General features: G+C 33.5%; 15 protein-coding genes. 9 read left to right on the top strand and 6 right to left on the bottom strand.

Annotation, left to right across the window (positions count from 1 at the left end; all coding sequences use genetic code 11):
• Nucleotides 1-73: 73 nt before the first annotated feature.
• The 4 genes from NG806_RS04390 to NG806_RS04375 all read right to left on the bottom strand — a co-directional run bounded on the left by NG806_RS04390 (nt 74) and on the right by NG806_RS04375 (nt 5,103).
• Nucleotides 74-655 carry a Crp/Fnr family transcriptional regulator gene (locus NG806_RS04390; protein WP_214825314.1) on the bottom strand — a complete coding sequence of 194 codons (582 nt, stop codon included), beginning with the start codon at nt 653-655 and terminating at the stop codon, nt 74-76.
• A 78-nt stretch (nt 656-733) separates the two neighbouring features.
• On the bottom strand, nt 734-1,291 hold the full coding sequence (locus NG806_RS04385) for a cysteine hydrolase family protein (RefSeq protein ID WP_261512106.1): 558 nt from the start codon (nt 1,289-1,291) through the stop codon (nt 734-736).
• A 190-nt stretch (nt 1,292-1,481) separates the two neighbouring features.
• Nucleotides 1,482-1,991 (bottom strand): hypothetical protein, encoded by a 510-nt coding sequence (locus tag NG806_RS04380; RefSeq protein WP_261512105.1) that lies wholly within the window; start codon nt 1,989-1,991, stop codon nt 1,482-1,484.
• A 64-nt stretch (nt 1,992-2,055) separates the two neighbouring features.
• Nucleotides 2,056-5,103 carry a hypothetical protein gene (locus tag NG806_RS04375; protein ID WP_261512103.1) on the bottom strand — a complete coding sequence of 1,016 codons (3,048 nt, stop codon included), beginning with the start codon at nt 5,101-5,103 and terminating at the stop codon, nt 2,056-2,058.
• Between the two features lie 837 nt (nt 5,104-5,940).
• On the opposite strand from NG806_RS04375, the gene NG806_RS04370 reads away from it, so the two are divergent.
• The 4 genes from NG806_RS04370 (at nt 5,941) to NG806_RS04355 (ending at nt 11,470) form a co-directional block, all read left to right on the top strand.
• On the top strand, nt 5,941-8,451 hold the full coding sequence (locus NG806_RS04370; protein ID WP_214825320.1) for an FtsK/SpoIIIE family DNA translocase: 2,511 nt from the start codon (nt 5,941-5,943) through the stop codon (nt 8,449-8,451).
• Between the two features lie 69 nt (nt 8,452-8,520).
• Nucleotides 8,521-9,168, top strand: a complete 648-nt coding sequence (locus NG806_RS04365; RefSeq protein WP_261512102.1) for a LolA family protein — start codon at nt 8,521-8,523, stop codon at nt 9,166-9,168.
• A gap of 66 nt (nt 9,169-9,234) precedes the next feature.
• Complete coding sequence (locus tag NG806_RS04360) at nt 9,235-10,692, top strand: LptF/LptG family permease (RefSeq protein ID WP_261512100.1); 1,458 nt, start codon at nt 9,235-9,237, stop codon at nt 10,690-10,692.
• Nucleotides 10,693-10,819: 127 nt separating this feature from the next.
• Nucleotides 10,820-11,470, top strand: coding sequence for a hypothetical protein (locus tag NG806_RS04355; RefSeq protein WP_261512099.1), 651 nt, complete (start codon nt 10,820-10,822; stop codon nt 11,468-11,470).
• Between the two features lie 101 nt (nt 11,471-11,571).
• On the opposite strand, the gene frr is transcribed toward NG806_RS04355, so the two are convergent.
• Nucleotides 11,572-12,126 (bottom strand): ribosome recycling factor, encoded by a 555-nt coding sequence (frr, locus tag NG806_RS04350; protein ID WP_214825329.1) that lies wholly within the window; start codon nt 12,124-12,126, stop codon nt 11,572-11,574.
• A gap of 142 nt (nt 12,127-12,268) precedes the next feature.
• Nucleotides 12,269-12,976, bottom strand: coding sequence for a UMP kinase (gene pyrH / locus NG806_RS04345; protein ID WP_214825331.1), 708 nt, complete (start codon nt 12,974-12,976; stop codon nt 12,269-12,271).
• A 168-nt stretch (nt 12,977-13,144) separates the two neighbouring features.
• Between pyrH and porQ the strand changes: the two genes are divergently transcribed.
• The 5 genes from porQ (at nt 13,145) to NG806_RS04320 (ending at nt 16,210) form a co-directional block, all read left to right on the top strand.
• Nucleotides 13,145-14,134 carry a type IX secretion system protein PorQ gene (gene porQ, locus NG806_RS04340; RefSeq protein WP_214825333.1) on the top strand — a complete coding sequence of 330 codons (990 nt, stop codon included), beginning with the start codon at nt 13,145-13,147 and terminating at the stop codon, nt 14,132-14,134.
• 64 nt (nt 14,135-14,198) lie between these two features.
• A complete protein-coding gene (gene cmk / locus NG806_RS04335; RefSeq protein ID WP_261512097.1) occupies nt 14,199-14,873 on the top strand; it encodes a (d)CMP kinase in 675 nt (224 codons plus the stop codon).
• Between the two features lie 96 nt (nt 14,874-14,969).
• Complete coding sequence (locus tag NG806_RS04330) at nt 14,970-15,317, top strand: YtxH domain-containing protein (RefSeq protein ID WP_214825338.1); 348 nt, start codon at nt 14,970-14,972, stop codon at nt 15,315-15,317.
• A gap of 83 nt (nt 15,318-15,400) precedes the next feature.
• Entirely contained in the window at nt 15,401-15,709 is a 309-nt protein-coding gene (locus tag NG806_RS04325; protein WP_214825341.1) for a phage holin family protein, read from the top strand.
• A gap of 3 nt (nt 15,710-15,712) precedes the next feature.
• Nucleotides 15,713-16,210: a phosphoribosyl-ATP pyrophosphatase gene (locus NG806_RS04320; protein WP_214825344.1), complete on the top strand. Its 498-nt coding sequence runs from the start codon at nt 15,713-15,715 to the stop codon at nt 16,208-16,210.
• Nucleotides 16,211-16,219: the final 9 nt, after the last annotated feature.

Here is a 16,219-nt window from a genome sequence, read left to right as displayed (position 1 = left end):
CATTGAGGAAAATTTAAAACTAAAAACCCCGGGATTGTGAATAAAAAAAAGCTATGTATATTATTGAGTACATCTATTTACCAAGCATTGTTTTCTTTCTTATTTTACTTAAAAATTCATGAGAAATACCCAGGTAAGAGGCCACTTGCTGTTGTGTTATCCTTTGTTCCAGTTCAGGATATTTTTCCAGAAATTCAATATAACGTTTATCAGCTGTCTTATTTAATAATGAAAGTATCCTTCTTTGTAGCGCAATTGAAGATTGTTGATTCATAATTCGGAAGAGCTTTTCAACTACTGGCATGGTTTCATACAGATGAAGCTTTTCTTTTTTTGAAATCATTAATACTTTACTGTCTTCCAGAGCTTCAATATTCAGTGTACTCGGAACGTGATTAATGAGGCTGTCCAGATCTGTGATCCACCATCCTTTGACTGCAAAATACAAAGTCTGCTCGGCACCATTTTCATTTAAAAAACAGACCTTAAAACAGCCCTCTGTCACAAACCCTTCAAAAAGACAATAATCTCCTTCCTTAAGAACTACTTCTTTCTTTTTAAACGCTTTAAGTTTAAAAGGTTCAGAGAATTTTTTAAACTCTTCATCTGAAAACAGGATGTGCTGGTTTATGTTTTTATGTAGTAGATCAAGCATAAAGTTTTAAAAAATTTATAAAATATAAAGATACCAACAATGATGGTATCTTTATAATTCTACTGAAATTTTAGATATTTACCTTTCTTTAAGAAATTCTTCTGTGGACATTACATTTGCATACAAGTTACCTAAAGCTGTAAATCCAGCAAGATAAGATGAGTGTATCTCTTTTGCATTTATTGCTTCACCATACAACTCACGATTTTCAGTTGTACAGGCATCACCAATAACCGTTGTTTTAAAGCCAAGATCCATCGCAGCTCTTAATGTAGCATCTACACAAACATCCGTCATCATTCCGCATATAATTAAATTTTTAATCCCTTTTTTCTGAAGGTGTGCTAAAAGATCCGTATTTCTGAAACTGTTGGGATAATTCTTAATAATGATTCTTTCTCCTTCTACTGGTTGCACAAAGGCATTTATTTCGGCTCCATAGGTATCCGGTAAAAAGAAATCAGCACCTTCATTCACAGACAGATGTTGAATATGAATAATTTCAATTTTTTTACTGCGGACATACTCCAATACTTTACATGCATTTCTCCCTGCCTGTTCGGAACCTGACAAAATGTGTTTACCATCTGGAAAATAATCATTTTGAATATCGATGATCAAAAATGCTTCTTTCATAATAATTCTAATTTTAAAATTTAATAAAGCAAAGTTATTCCCATCCTATTTCCTGACATTTGAACTAGTTCAAAAAATAAAACTATTTAAAATATAAAGGCGGCTAAAGCTGGATTATCATATAGAATCGGGGCATAACCGTCCTATCATAATCAGCATTTAGACCGCCAAATATTATTTGATCATCATATTACTTCCAATAGCTCCATTTCAGGCCGTCAAATACGGCTAAAGTTTTACTAGTAGTATCATAACATATCATTCCGGGAAATGGACTTTTCACATTGATATGGGGTGTTGCCACTTTCGGCAGTATCAATGCTTTGTCGAGGGATTCCAACACCAATACTCCAGGCGCATTGGAAGTATGAGATCCCATGATTATTCTGTTTTTTCCCGATAATTCATTATTAGTATTAAAAACAACACCAGTAATAGATCCCGGATCACTTAATTGAACCCACGCAGCACCTGTATTCATTTTTAGAATTTTATCATTTTTATCCATTAAGATAGTACCCCCTACAGCATCGTCAGGAAGTATTTCTACAATTGGCAACAAAATACCATTTGTAGTATTCGCTGCAAAATCAAGAAGACCATCCCCATCCACTTTCTCCTTATTTATTGCTATCTGTGCATGCATTGATCCAATAAACAACAACCCTACTATCGTTATAATTCTATTTATTTTTTTCATTTTGTTTTTTGTTTATGCCATCCATTTTATTCAACGATTTATGGAATTAATGGCTTTAAAATTATTAATCGTTACAAGATCTTGATATACAATTCCATGTAGTACCGTTATAAAGTTTATAACACTTATCGGTAGTATCAAAAATCAACATCCCCTCTACAGGACTAACTATTTTATCAGAAGTAGTTCTGGTAATTACAAATCCTTTGTTCTTTGATTCTAATGCTAAAAATCCATTAGGAACATTAGCTGGCCAGTTTTGCTGCAGATTAGTATGCCCGCTAATACCCATTCTTGTTATACTATTAGGGGTTCCCGATGCTGGATCTTTAGTACATATCCCATTACAAAGAGGAAGAAGCAAAGCATTGGAATATGCTGTAGAACTACTACTACAAGGATTATCAGGATCTATTTCTATAATAAACTGACTAACAATACCTGAGGTATTATTGTTATCATAAGAGTCTTGTAGATTTACCACCATATCAATTGTACTTATACCTACCGGTATGGTAACATCATTTAAATGAAATATAGTTGCTCCTACTGGATTTACAGCTGGTGTTCCAGTAATTCCGTTGAGAATATAGCTTTCTATTGTCTGACCACCCTCAAGGTTTTCTTCTAAATTTGCTCCTGTTACCGGTGCTCCAGAATTATTCTCAATTGTTAATCTATATGTTACTTTTTGGTTATTTACACCACAAGATACATTAACAGATTTTGTTAATTTATATTTTGAGACATCTACTTCTTGGCCTTTTAATACTTCTAAAGGAGAAGTCTGAAAGCCGGGAACTGAAGCGTCTCCATCACTTTTGTAATTATTTCCCGTATTAAGCACAGTGAAATCGGCTTGTGTCTGATAAGTAGTCCCCGTATTATTTGTAGGTTTCACGTCCACATAAATAGTGTGAGTTCCAGGTGGAACCACTAAATTATTTAATGAAAAAAGTTTCCCGGCATATGTTGGTTGCGGATTACCTGATAATTCTACATCATTATAGCTGTCGGGTACATACGCTAAACCTTCAGGAAGATTATTGCTGATACTAATCTTTCTATTAGCCGAATTGTTATTTATAATTCTCATAATCATAGTTGTTTCATTACAAGAATAGACAGGATTGGTTGTAAATGACTGGTAGATATTCATATGATCAGCTGTTGGTTCTGGATTGGCAGCACATTCCAATGCCATATCGCCCCAAGTTAATGATCGCAAAGTTTTTCTTGCGTTAACCCGATTTACTTTACATTCAATTTCTATTTTCTGTACAGGACGATCAAATACAATATTCGCAGTAGAATATAAATAAGTGAAACCTCTAAATGGTCTTATTCCAGTCAGCAAATTTCCATCTATAGAAAAAGTCGTTCTTGTATCATTTACAGGGTATGCATAAGTAACTTTAGGATATACTACCTTTCCATCGCAATATCCTTTTACAGTAAATAGATTTCCATTTCTCAGATAGGTATTAATATTGGAAATTTGAAATCTTGCCTTTACAGATTGATTAAACTCCACAAAATGTCTTGCAACAGCCTTAGTATTATCATACCTTCTAGTAATCACCCAGGTTCCCCGATACATTCTAGGATAAGCTCTTGGTGCATATTCCATTGAAGGGTTTTCTGTATAATCGGAAACCATTTTAACAACTCTAAGCCCTCCCTCTGTGGTATTTCCTAATAAAATATTAGAGATTTCATTCGAAGTTCTACCTGACTGCCCTGCTTGTAACCATGCATAACCTGTTCTGAATCTATATGTTTTTCCTCCTGTACATTGTACACAGTTACCTTCTGTAATCTCCCCTCCGAAAGTAATGTAGCTGTTTTTAGAAAAAATATGATTAAATACGACCTTACCACCGGCATTTATTACACCGGGAACTATTACTAAATTGTTTTGAAAACTTGCATCATCAGCCACCATCATAAAAATATTCGTGTTAATCGAATATGCTGATAAGTCGGCTTGAAGCCATACAGAGCCACTATTATTTGTTTTTTCTACCTGCCATACTCTCTGGATTCTTTTTCTTTCTCCATTTGGATTTATAACTGCTGGAACATCCGTAACATTTCTAGAGGTATTGTTATTATCTCCAAACATCAAAAAAGTATTATTTGCAGTAAAAGACGTTCTGCTTCCTGAAGAATTAGCTGAAGTAAAATCATTAACAGTAGCAACAGTAAGTATCGTTCCACTGTTGATGCTGTTAGATACTCTCTGATCTAATGCTGTCTTATCATCTTTGGCCAGTCCAAAAATATTGCTGTTAAAGCTAGAATTCCTATTGGAATTCCAGGAAATAGTTGTTCCGTCAGAGGCTATATAATTTTGAGGCTGAGCTAATGTAACCCCATATTTAACAGCCAAATAAGAACGAACTCTGTTTCTTTCCCCCAGCGTAATATCTCTTTGAAAACCAATCACTTCTGAAATATCAGCTGCTGCAACTTCTCTCTGTGAGCCTAGAATTGCCCCACCAGTCAGTCTATTAGAAGCAGCCCTGATAATGGGTCCTGAACTATTTATCCCATCAAGACCTGATCTCACAGAACCGCCTTCACTGTAAGAAAAATCAATTAAATGGTTTTTATTTAATGTTCTTCCAACAGTACTTGCTGCTGTAGGATAAAGCAATGCAGAGGTATTATTATTGTTATTATTAGTGATTACAGGAAGGTTAGCTTGTGATAAACTCGAACCTGTAGTAGTTCCTCCAAAACCAATATAATCATGAAACCCCACTAAGTCCTTTGCACTAACCATCATTAGAACAGTGTTTGCTGATTTATTCGTGTATGGTCCGCCATTAGGCACCACCATAAACCTAGCATCAGTAGCACTTGAGGCTCCAAAATCAGCAGAAGGATTAAAATTATGTTTTGGTGAAGGCAATATAAGAAAAGGCCTTCTGGTGCTGTTGCTTTGAGTAAAGTTATTACCGGAACCTGAATGGTCCTTCCATGAGTTTGATGAAAACCCATCATTGGCTTTGAGCCAGATTCTTAAATTCGCGTTGACACCTCCGGGTGATTGCCCCCATAGCATATAGCATAGGGTAAAGGAAATAAAAATAAATAATTTCTTCATTTTGTATAATTTTCAATATATGTTTAATTATTGGAGTACTTTACAAGTCGCATTCATTATTCAAAAAAGTAAGTTGATCAAATAATAGAATTTTCACCTCTTAAGAGCTCGCGGAGATAGAAATCAATTCTTCTATAAGAATATGATTTAATCACCTGTGTGTATGCATAATAACATACGCAAGCAGCCAAAGAAGTACTCTTTGCTATCTAATGCGGATTGTAAATTATTTAATTGAGATCCTATAAAACTATAGATAAGTTTTTTTAATCGTAGCTAGAAACAAGTCCTGATCTTATTAAAAGAATCCTGAATTGTGGATATTCTTTTCATAATAACTCATTATAGAATAAATAACAAGGGGAAAACTGATCGATTTAATAGTGTTTAATTTCATACTTGTGTGTGTGTGTGTTAAATATATGCCAATCAAACGATTCGCTTTCTACTAAGGGTTAAATCCTTAACACAGTGCAACAATACAAAAAAAAAAATTAAAGGAATAGGCATTGGATTTTAGGAAAAATCATACAAACATAAAAAGTTATCAAAGTCACACGAATAATACGAATAAAAATTTAACCCATTATAGGACCATACTTTATATTTATTAAATATCAAGAAAGAATATAAATTGATCAAAAGAGAAAATATACCTGTTTCTGGTTTAAAATTATAGATACCCTTATACATTTAATAATAGTTCTCTTCTTCCTCTGGTACTCATTACAATCGTATGGCAAAGACTGATTATTTTGATTAAAGCTAAAATCGAAAAGTTAGTTAAAAAATATTCTTTAGTATTGAAAAAACACTAAATTTGCCGACATTGATATTATGGATAAAAAGACACAAACTAAGCAACAAGATATGTCTGAAAAGGGCAAAATTCTATCTAAACCCCGTATATTTTTCGGGCTTACTTTCATACTTTTTTCTGTCGTCCTTATTTTCTCTTTCATTTCTTATTTAATGAATTGGAAAGCTGATCAAAGTCAGGCTGGAACAATGATGGATAAAAGCATACAATCTTCAAATGTTTTTGGCAAAGTTGGAGATTGGTTAGGAAACATTTTTATATTTGAAAGTATTGGTGTAGCCTCTTTTATCATTGCATTTTTATTTTTAGTGGTTGGAACATTAATTTTAAAAAAGAAAATATTCAAACCTTGGAAAACCATAGGACATTCTTTGTTTTTTATTTGCTGGGTTCCCATTTTCATGGGTGCCATTACAAAAGGTCAAGGTGTTTTAGGTGGAGTTTATGGTTATCAGATCATGGATTCTCTTAATGCAATTATAGGAACAGTAGGGCTTTGGTTGGTATTGGCTTCAAGTATTGCATTATATTTTATTTTGGAATTCAATCTTCGTCCTAGCTCTATTAAAGCTAAATTAAATAACATCAATGAAAATACAATAGGAAAAGTAAGATCAATGATGCCTAGTTCAGATGAAAACTTTGAAGCAGACGAAGAACTGGAAGAGGAGGTTACTGAAGATCACCCAAATATTTCGGTTACTGACACAACAGTCTCTGCTAAGGCTCAGGAACCTGTAAATGTACCCAAAGGTTTTCCGGATGTTCCAGTATCAACAAATCTTGAAACTATTGCCACCCCTAACCATACTTCATTTGAAGGAGATGAGGATCTTTCTAAATCACTTAATTTAAATCTTAACACCAAACCTACAATACCGGTTTCAACACCTGAACAGGCATTTGATATTAAACCAACTACACAAGATGATATCAAATTTAATGTTGAGATAGCTCCAGTAATTGATGTTTTAGATGATACAGAAAAGAAATCTCAAGAACTTATCGAGAAGCATGGTCTTTATGATCACAAACTGGATCTTCCTAATTTCCAAATGCCAACAGTGGAACTGTTAAAGGATTACGGGAATGAGGAAATCTCTATTAATAAAGAGGAGTTAGAAGAAAATAAAAATAAGATTGTTGGTCTGTTAAAAAACTTCAACGTAGGTATCGCTGAAATAAAAGCGACGATTGGTCCAACCGTTACTTTATATGAAATTGTTCCGGAAGCAGGAATCAGAGTAGCGGCTATTAAAAAATTACAGGATGATATTGCTTTGAATCTTTCGGCATTGGGAATCAGAATTATTGCTCCGATGCCAGGAAAGGGAACAATTGGAATTGAAGTGCCAAGAAAGAACCCTACTATGGTTTCTATGCGTTCTGTAATTGCATCACATAAATTCCAGAATACAGATATGGATTTACCTGTGGTTTTCGGGAAAACAATTTCCAACGAAATCTTCATGGCTGACTTATCCAAAATGCCTCACTTACTAATGGCAGGTGCAACAGGACAGGGTAAATCAGTAGGTATTAATGCTATTCTTACTTCACTACTATATAAGAAACACCCTAGTGAATTGAAATTCGTGATGGTGGATCCGAAGAAAGTGGAACTCTCTTTATACTCTAAAATAGAGAGACATTATTTAGCGAAACTTCCTGATACGGACGATGCAATCATTACAGATACCAATAAGGTGATCAATACTCTGAACTCTCTTTGTGTTGAGATGGATAACCGATATGATTTACTGAAAAATGCTTTCTGTAAAAATTTAAAAGAATACAATAAAAAATTTGCTGAAAGAAAATTGAACCCTGAAAACGGACACCGTTATTTACCTTATATTGTCTTGGTAGTTGACGAGTTTGCAGATTTAATTATGACCGCAGGAAAAGAAGTAGAATTACCAATTGCAAGATTGGCGCAGCTGGCAAGAGCTGTAGGCATTCACCTTATTGTTGCTACTCAAAGACCTTCCGTAAATGTAATTACAGGGATGATTAAAGCTAATTTCCCTGCAAGAGCAGCATTTAGAGTAATTTCAAGTGTAGATTCCAGAACGATCTTAGACTCTACTGGAGCAGATCAGCTGATAGGAAAAGGGGATATGCTTTATTTTAATGGAAATGAAATTTTAAGACTTCAATGTGCATTTGTTGATACTCCTGAAGTAGAAAGAATAGCTGAATTTATTGGTGAACAAAAGGGATATGCTTCTGCATTTTTACTTCCTGAATATGTTTCTGAAGATTCAACAAGTACAGTGGGCACTTTCGATCCCAATGAAAAAGATGCGTTATTTGAAGAAGCAGCAAGAATTATTGTTTCAACACAACAAGGTTCCACTTCTATGCTTCAGAGACAATTGAAGTTAGGATATAACAGAGCCGGAAGAATTATGGACCAGCTTGAGGCTAGTGGTATCGTAGGTGGATTTAATGGAGCTAAAGCAAGAGAGGTTATTATTAGTGACCTTCATTCTTTGGAACAGTTTTTGGAAGATCTGCGTAAATAAAGGGAAAACACCCTGTGCTGTTTAACTTTTTAAACAGGAAAATGTCTAAAGATTAATAAAAGTAAAAAAATGAAAAGTATTATCTCAAAAATTATATTAGGAGGATTTGTGGTAGGGGCTGTTGGTTTATCTAATGCACAGAAGATAGATGCAAAAGCGAAAAAGATATTAGATGATATTACTGCTAACTATAAATCCAAAAAAAACACCTATTTCAAATTTTCTTTTGGAAGCGGTGTTAATGGACAAGTTGCTAAAACTGAGCCTGGAATTTATTATTCTGCAGGCGATAAATATAAATTGAAGATCATGGATACGGAACAGGTGTTCGATGGGAGTAAAATATATAATATCAATGCAGATGATATGGAGGTAACCATTGCCAAGCCTAATGGAAGTGGCACCATGTTCTCCCCCATCAATTATCTTTCCACTTATAGAAATGATTACAATGTAGCCTATGGTGGTAAGAAAACCGTAAACGGTGTAAGTACAGACCTTATTAAGTTAACACCTGTTAAACCAAACGGTCTAAGTTATGTCTATCTATTTGTAGATTCTGCAAAGAAACAGATGGTGAAACTGGAACAACATGGAAATAATAAAGACGTTGCTGTAATTGCTATTAAAGAATACAAAGAAAATCAGGAATTAGATCCTAATATGTTTGTTTTCGATAAGAATAAATTTAAAAATTACGTCATTACAGAATTGTAATTTAAAAAAGTAATAAAATGTAAAGTCACAAAGTAAACTTTGTGGCTTTTTGATTAATTTTGGCGAATGTTAAAAATACTAGACCGATATATTATAAAAACCTTTTTCGGACCATTTTTCTTTATATTCAGTGTATTGTTTTTCATATTTATTGTAAACATTATCTGGGTTCAATTAGGGCAATTTATGGGAAAAGGATTAAGCTACTGGCAAATCCTTAAACTTCTTTTTTATCTCGGAGTAAGCGTTATCAGTATGGTATTACCGCTTACTATTCTTTTGGCGAGTATTATGTCCTTCGGGGAATTCGGGGAACGCTATGAACTTGCTGCTATGAAAGCAGCCGGAATCTCTTTAACCAGAGTTATGGTCCCTCTTTTAGGGGTAACTGCCCTATTGTCCATAATGCTTTTCTTCTTCTCTAATAATATCATTCCGGACTTCCAAAGGAAGGCCAAGAATATGCTTTTTAACATTGCTCAGACAAAACCGGCCCTTAACTTTACTCCGGGACAGTTTATCGATCAGATCCCAGGATATATGGTAAAGTTTGATAAAATTCAGGGAGAAAATGGTGAAAATATCGAGGGCGTTTTTATTCACAGAAAAGCCAGTACTTTTGAAAATCAACAATCTATTGTAGCGGAAAAAGGAAAATTTATTCCTGCTGCTAATAAAAACTATCTGAAGCTTGTTTTATACAACGGATATGTATTTGAAGATAACTTTGCAGGTAAGGGAGAAGCTGTAAGATTAAAACAGCCTGATCAAGCCATCAAATTTGACACATTGGTTTCTCACTTTGACATTAGTGAGATCATTAATAAAGCAATTGAAGAAGAACAAATCACAGATGATTACCGTTTCCAGACTTTTAATCAACTGAATAAGACCATTGATCTTAATAAAAAAGATAATGACAAATTTTTCACTACCATAACAGGTGATGTTTTGAATCAGACCAATTCTGTGGTTACCTATATGGATAAAAATAATAAATCCAAGGCTTCGGTTAAACAGCAGTTAAAGTTGGATACTGTAAAGGTTAATAAAAGAATGGAGATCATTTATAATGCCTACAATCGTTTGGAAAATTTAAAATCAACTCTTGACGGGAAAACAAATGATTTTAAACCTAATGTTAAATATTTCAGTAAAATCGTTATTTATCAGCAAAGGATACTCTCCTATTCGTTTACATGTATCATATTCTTTCTGATTGGCGCCAGCTTAGGTTCTATCATCAGAAAAGGAGGAATGGGTCTTCCTGTCATTATTGCGATTGTCATATTTATCATTTTCTATGTAATTAATGTGGGTATGGAAAACCTTGCCTGGGCGGGCACCTTAAATCCTTATCTGGCTGCATGGCTTCCTAATATTATACTTTTCCCATTTGGAGTGATCATGACCTATAAAGCACTTACAGATTCACAGTTATTTGATGCTGAGAAATACAAAGCATTACTCAAACCTATTACAAAACGATTCTCAAAAAATAAAGAACATAAGAGATACCAATAATAAAAAGATCCGGAATTACCGGATCTTTTTTATTTTAATTTTTAAATTTACATATGAAATAAGATGATAAATGAATCTAGTAGACAGGGAAAAATTTCTGAGTCATTTAATCTTAAATTATCTTTATATGAAACTCCTATTTCTTATACTTAGCCTGGCATTTATTTTTTCGTGTAAAAAAGAAACCAATAAAATTCCTGTAAAAAATACTGATTCTTCAGATACATTAACTTCCAACCATAAAAAGGATTCTTCAACGGTGAATAATAAGTTGTTAACCATTGAGGACATCAGCAAGGAATATTATACGATAAACAAGCAATTAAATAAGAAAGAACTTGATTCGGTAAGCTTTGATTATAATTGTAATAATGAAAGATCAGGAACAGTCACTTTTTTTTCCGATCAGAGTGGGCTTAAAATAATAAAACACTTTTATGCAGAGTACAGTCATTTTTCTTCCGTTGAAAGTTATTTCATTAAAGACAATACGCTGTTTTTTATTTTTAAGGAAGACACTTCATGGAATTTTGATGGTGGAACACCTGAAAAGCCAGAAACAAAAGATGATATTATTGAACAGCGTATTTATTTACAAAATAGCAAACCTATTAAATGTTTTGAAAAAAGATATACTATACGCTCAAAGGAATCTACCCGTCCCGATATTGATAAAATTGCCAATAAGGAAATACCATGCTCAGCTGATGAGTTATTGAGTACCTATCAGCAGCTCTTAAAAAACAAAGAAAAGAGAGGCGAAATTAAATGTCTGTAAAAAAGAAACTATTGATCCATCGCTTTCCCCTTATAGATTTTTACAAAAAAGAAGCTGCCCAATCAGACAGCTTCTTTTATATTATTTAAAAAAACTAAAAATTATACTTTCATAATTTCAGCTTCTTTTGTTTTTAAATGGTCATCACAAGCTTTTACATACTTGTCTGTTAACGATTGAATATCATCTTCAATCCCTTTGATAACATCTTCAGAAACGCCTTCAAGTCTTTTAAGTTCTTTCAAACCATCCTGTCTTGCATTTCTTACAACAATCTTTGTTTGTTCTGTTTCTCCTTTAGCTTGTTTTGCCAAATCTCTCCTTCTCTCCTCTGTTAAAGGCGGAACATTCAAAATAATATTTTCCCCGTTATTAGAAGGTGCAAAACCCAAGTTAGAATTAATAATAGCTTTTTCAATAGCACCGATAGCCGTTCTGTCCCAAGGTTGAATAGAAATTGTCATTGCATCCGGAACTGAAACGTTAGCTACCTGGTTAATAGGAGTTGGAGCACCATAATATTCTACCATAACATCCTGAACCATTGACGTAGAAGCACGTCCTGCTCTGATTCTTTGAAATGCATGCTCCAAATGTTTAATAGCTGCGTCCATGTCCTGATTTACAGACTCTACTATAAGATCTAATTCTTCCATTATATAATAAAAATTTGATAGGTTACACAAAATTATAAATGATAATTGATAAGTTACAAATGATAATTAATAGTAGTGACTAATCATCTTTAAGCCCTTGAATCTTGTAATATTTAATTGCCTAAATCCTACTATCGCTTAATTACAAATCAACTAAAGTACCAACATTTTCTCCGTCTACGATTTTCCCTAGATTACCATCCTTGTTCATATCAAAAACAATAATCGGTAATTTATTTTCATGACTTAAAGTAAATGCAGTCATATCCATCACTTTAAGGTTTTTTTCAAAAACTTCATCGAAAGATAAAGAATTATATTTTACAGCGTTTACATTTTTTTCAGGATCACTATCGTAAATTCCATCTACTCTTGTTCCTTTTAAAATGACATCAGCACCAATTTCAATTGCTCTCAATGTTGCTGCGGTATCTGTTGTAAAATAAGGGTTTCCAGTACCAGCTCCAAAAATAACAACTCTCCCCTTTTCTAGGTGTCTTACGGCACGTCTTTTAATAAAAGGTTCAGCTACTTTATCCATCTCAATAGCTGACTGAAGTCTTGTTTTGATTCCGACATCTTCCAAAGCACCCTGTAGAGCCATTCCATTGATTACTGTTGCCAGCATCCCCATATAGTCACCCTGTACCCTGTCCATCCCTTTTGCAGCACCTGCTACTCCACGGAATATATTTCCTCCTCCAATTACAATGGCAACTTCACAACCTTTATCTACTACTTTTTTTATTTCAACAGCATATTCCTGTAGCCTGTCATTGTCAATACCATATTGTCTATTCCCCATTAAGGCTTCACCACTAAGTTTTAGAAGGATTCTTTTATATTTCATTTTTAATTTTTAATAACTTTTTTAATAGGGCTTATTTCCCTGAAATTTGATTTTGCAAATATAATCATTAAAAATATTGGAGAAAGAAAAATATTTAGCTGTAAATAATGTGGGAAATATTTTGACAACTACAAAAAAGGATTATTTTTGCAATAATTATAAACTGAATTGAAGAAAATTATCATTCTTTCATTATTTCTGTCAGGAATTGTTTCTTTTGCACAAACGGGAACAAATGTTTATCCATTCTTAAACATTCCCGTATCTGCCAGACAAGCTGCATTAGGTGGCGATGCAATTACTATAAGAGATTATGATGTTTCCTTTGCTATTGCAAATCCGGCTTTACTTAATAAGGACTCAGACAAACAGCTTTCTGTGAACGGAGCTGCGTATCTCGCAGATTCTAAATATGGAACTATTGCTTTTGCTAAAGACTTTGATAATGGCCATATGGCTACGATCAATGCTCGATATATGAGCTATGGTGATATCCCCAGAACAGATGAAAGTGGTTTTGAAAATGGGCAATTCACGGCTTCTGATGTTGCTGTAGGTGCAGGTTATGCTTATCAGTTTGAAGAAGACTGGACAATTGGAGGTGGAATTAATTTTATCACTTCAAAAATTGATACTTATACTTCATCAGCGCTTTCAGGTACTGCAGGGATAACGTATCATAATAAGAAAAATAAAGAAGTCGTTTCCCTTGTTGCCAGAAATTTCGGATACCAGTTTAAATCCTTTAATGGAACAAGAGAAGATCTTCCGTTCCGTATCGATTTAGGATACACCAAAATATTAAAGGCAATTCCTCTTGCTATCACGATTACGGCACACGATTTACAACAATTCGATATCTCTTCACAGTTTAATGTAGACGGCCAGGAAGTTAATGTAGGAAGAAAAATTGCTGATCACTTTTCAATAGGCGCTGAGTTATTCCCTGAAAAGAACTTTAACATCCGACTGGGATATAATGTAAAAAGAGGTAATGAACTTGCTGTAGCAGACCAAAGAAACTTCTCTGGTTTATCTGGTGGATTTGGAATTAAGATTTCAAAATTCCGAATTGACTATGCACATGTAAGGTATCATAACTCTTCTAATGTGAATCAAATAGGAATCTCTATGGACCTTAGCGGACACCGCTACTAAAACTTTTTCAACATTTAATTTTCCATTTCCTTGATTTTTTAAAAAAAATCTTGAAATTTGTGGTATGAAAAAACCAGTAATAGCTATCGATGGGTACTCGTCTACCGGAAAAAGTTCAATATCAAAGGTCATTGCTGACAAATTGGGGCTTATCCATTTAGATACAGGGGCGCTTTATAGAGGAGTTACCTGGTTTGCTTTGCAAAATTGTAAGAACGAAAATGATTCTATAGATCTAAACCTACTCTTTTCATCGTTACATAAAATTCATTTGGAATTTAAAAATAACAATGGTGAACTTGTTCTTTACCTTAATCATAATGATATTTCGAAAGAGATACGTAGCAATGAAGTTTCCGATAATGTAAGTCTTGTTGCCAAGCAAAAAGAAGTACGTGATTTTCTATTGCAATCACAACGATCTATTGCCGAAAAAGGCGGAGTTATAATGGATGGCAGAGATATCGGAACTATTGTCTTACCTGATGCTGATTTTAAATTTTTCCTGACAGCCAGTATTGATGAAAGAACAAAAAGAAGATATAATGAACTTTTAAGTTTAGATATAGAAGCTAATGAGCAGCAGGTAAAGGAAAATCTTATCGAAAGAGATAAAATAGACAGTGAGAGGGAGATTGCGCCATTAAAAAAAGCGGAAGACGCTATTATCATTGACAATACAGAACTTTCCAAAAAGGAAACTATTGAGGCGATACTGGCCTATATCAGAAAGATTTAACAATATTTAATAAGAACAATCCGTCATTTGGTATATTAATTGTAATATTTATCACAGTAAAAAACTAATATTATTAACTATTAAAAAAAACAAGAAATGTCAAGAAAAGGAAACAATACAGCAGGTATATTAGCAGGTCTTCTTGCAGGTGCAGCAGCGGGTGTAGTACTGGGAATGCTTTACGCACCTGAAGAAGGAAAAGAAACTAGAAAAAAAATAAAGACTAAAGCTAACGATCTTAAAGATCAGGCTAAAAGCAAGTACGGAGAAGTTTCTGAAAGAGTAAAAGATCAGTATGGTAATATATCTTCTACCTTCAAAGAAACAGCAAATAGTGTTGCTCACACCGTAAAAGATGGATACGACAAATATAAAGATCAGATTGTTTCTAAAACTACTGATGTAGTAAAAGATGTAGAAGCAGAATTGAACGATCTTAAATAGTAATAATTTTCAATTAATTTTTAAATTATGAAAGGGACTTTTTGCATTAAAGTTCCTTTTTTTGTAACTTTAAAAAAAAACAGATGATAGAAACTATTAAAGAATATGCATCTAAGAGAATAGATCTACTTAAAATAGAAGCTACCGAAAAGTCATCACTTTCCGCAGGTATGATTACCTATCTGGTTGTATTACTTGTTGCTTTTGCCTTTTTTATTATTCTTTTTAACTTTGGAATTGCATTTCTTATAGGTAAGGCAATGGATAATTATTCTTACGGATTTTTAATTGTTGCTGCATTCTACCTTGCAGTAATGATTCTTGTTATTCTATTTAAAAAGAGAATAGTAAATTCCGTGGCAGATCAAGTTATTAAATTTTTAAATCATTAACCAATGGGCAGAAACTATGAAAGTTTAAAAGAATTAAGAATAAAAAAGAAATTACTGAAAGAGGAATTAGGTGATTTGGAAAACCTTCTTACATTCAAAAATACAAAGGAAAGTTTAAGCGCATTTACGAATGGTTTAACTGATCAGTATTTACAAGAAAAAGTAGATGAAGATGGTGATGAAAAGATTGTTTTGAGAAAAGATGTTATTGCAAAGCAGCTTACTTCTGAAGTAAAAGATATGCTTATTAGTAAAAATACGGCTATGGGAATTGCAAGTTCTGCATTGTCAGGAAATGCATTAGATGGTATTATTAGGTTGGGTGCCACTGCTTTAGTTGGAAATTATGCAAAGAAAAATATGCGCAGCTCCAACTGGAAAAAGAAATTATTGGGTGTTGCAATGATCTATCTGGCGCCGATTGCCTTAAAATATGTCAGAAAAAAGCTTGAAAGCTATCAAAAAAATAAAAGTGTATCCAGTATGGAACAACTTATATAAGTTTAAAAT

The sequence above is a fragment of the Chryseobacterium paludis genome, from assembly GCF_025403485.1.
In the GTDB taxonomy this organism is placed as follows: domain Bacteria; phylum Bacteroidota; class Bacteroidia; order Flavobacteriales; family Weeksellaceae; genus Chryseobacterium; species Chryseobacterium paludis.
Note: the sequence above shows the minus strand (reverse complement) of the source record. Positions and strands in the feature narration are given on the sequence as shown.

What these genes read in the sequence shown, in the direction of transcription:
- NG806_RS04390 (WP_214825314.1), bottom strand. Translation starts at nt 655, where the DNA reads ATGCTTGATCTACTACATAAAAACATAAACCAGCACATCCTGTTTTCA.
- NG806_RS04385 (WP_261512106.1), bottom strand. Translation starts at nt 1,291, where the DNA reads ATGAAAGAAGCATTTTTGATCATCGATATTCAAAATGATTATTTTCCA.
- NG806_RS04380 (WP_261512105.1), bottom strand. Translation starts at nt 1,991, where the DNA reads ATGAAAAAAATAAATAGAATTATAACGATAGTAGGGTTGTTGTTTATT.
- NG806_RS04375 (WP_261512103.1), bottom strand. Translation starts at nt 5,103, where the DNA reads ATGAAGAAATTATTTATTTTTATTTCCTTTACCCTATGCTATATGCTA.
- NG806_RS04370 (WP_214825320.1), top strand. Translation starts at nt 5,941, where the DNA reads ATGGATAAAAAGACACAAACTAAGCAACAAGATATGTCTGAAAAGGGC.
- NG806_RS04365 (WP_261512102.1), top strand. Translation starts at nt 8,521, where the DNA reads ATGAAAAGTATTATCTCAAAAATTATATTAGGAGGATTTGTGGTAGGG.
- NG806_RS04360 (WP_261512100.1), top strand. Translation starts at nt 9,235, where the DNA reads ATGTTAAAAATACTAGACCGATATATTATAAAAACCTTTTTCGGACCA.
- NG806_RS04355 (WP_261512099.1), top strand. Translation starts at nt 10,820, where the DNA reads ATGAAACTCCTATTTCTTATACTTAGCCTGGCATTTATTTTTTCGTGT.
- frr (WP_214825329.1), bottom strand. Translation starts at nt 12,126, where the DNA reads ATGGAAGAATTAGATCTTATAGTAGAGTCTGTAAATCAGGACATGGAC.
- pyrH (WP_214825331.1), bottom strand. Translation starts at nt 12,976, where the DNA reads ATGAAATATAAAAGAATCCTTCTAAAACTTAGTGGTGAAGCCTTAATG.
- cmk (WP_261512097.1), top strand. Translation starts at nt 14,199, where the DNA reads ATGAAAAAACCAGTAATAGCTATCGATGGGTACTCGTCTACCGGAAAA.
- NG806_RS04330 (WP_214825338.1), top strand. Translation starts at nt 14,970, where the DNA reads ATGTCAAGAAAAGGAAACAATACAGCAGGTATATTAGCAGGTCTTCTT.
- NG806_RS04325 (WP_214825341.1), top strand. Translation starts at nt 15,401, where the DNA reads ATGATAGAAACTATTAAAGAATATGCATCTAAGAGAATAGATCTACTT.
- NG806_RS04320 (WP_214825344.1), top strand. Translation starts at nt 15,713, where the DNA reads ATGGGCAGAAACTATGAAAGTTTAAAAGAATTAAGAATAAAAAAGAAA.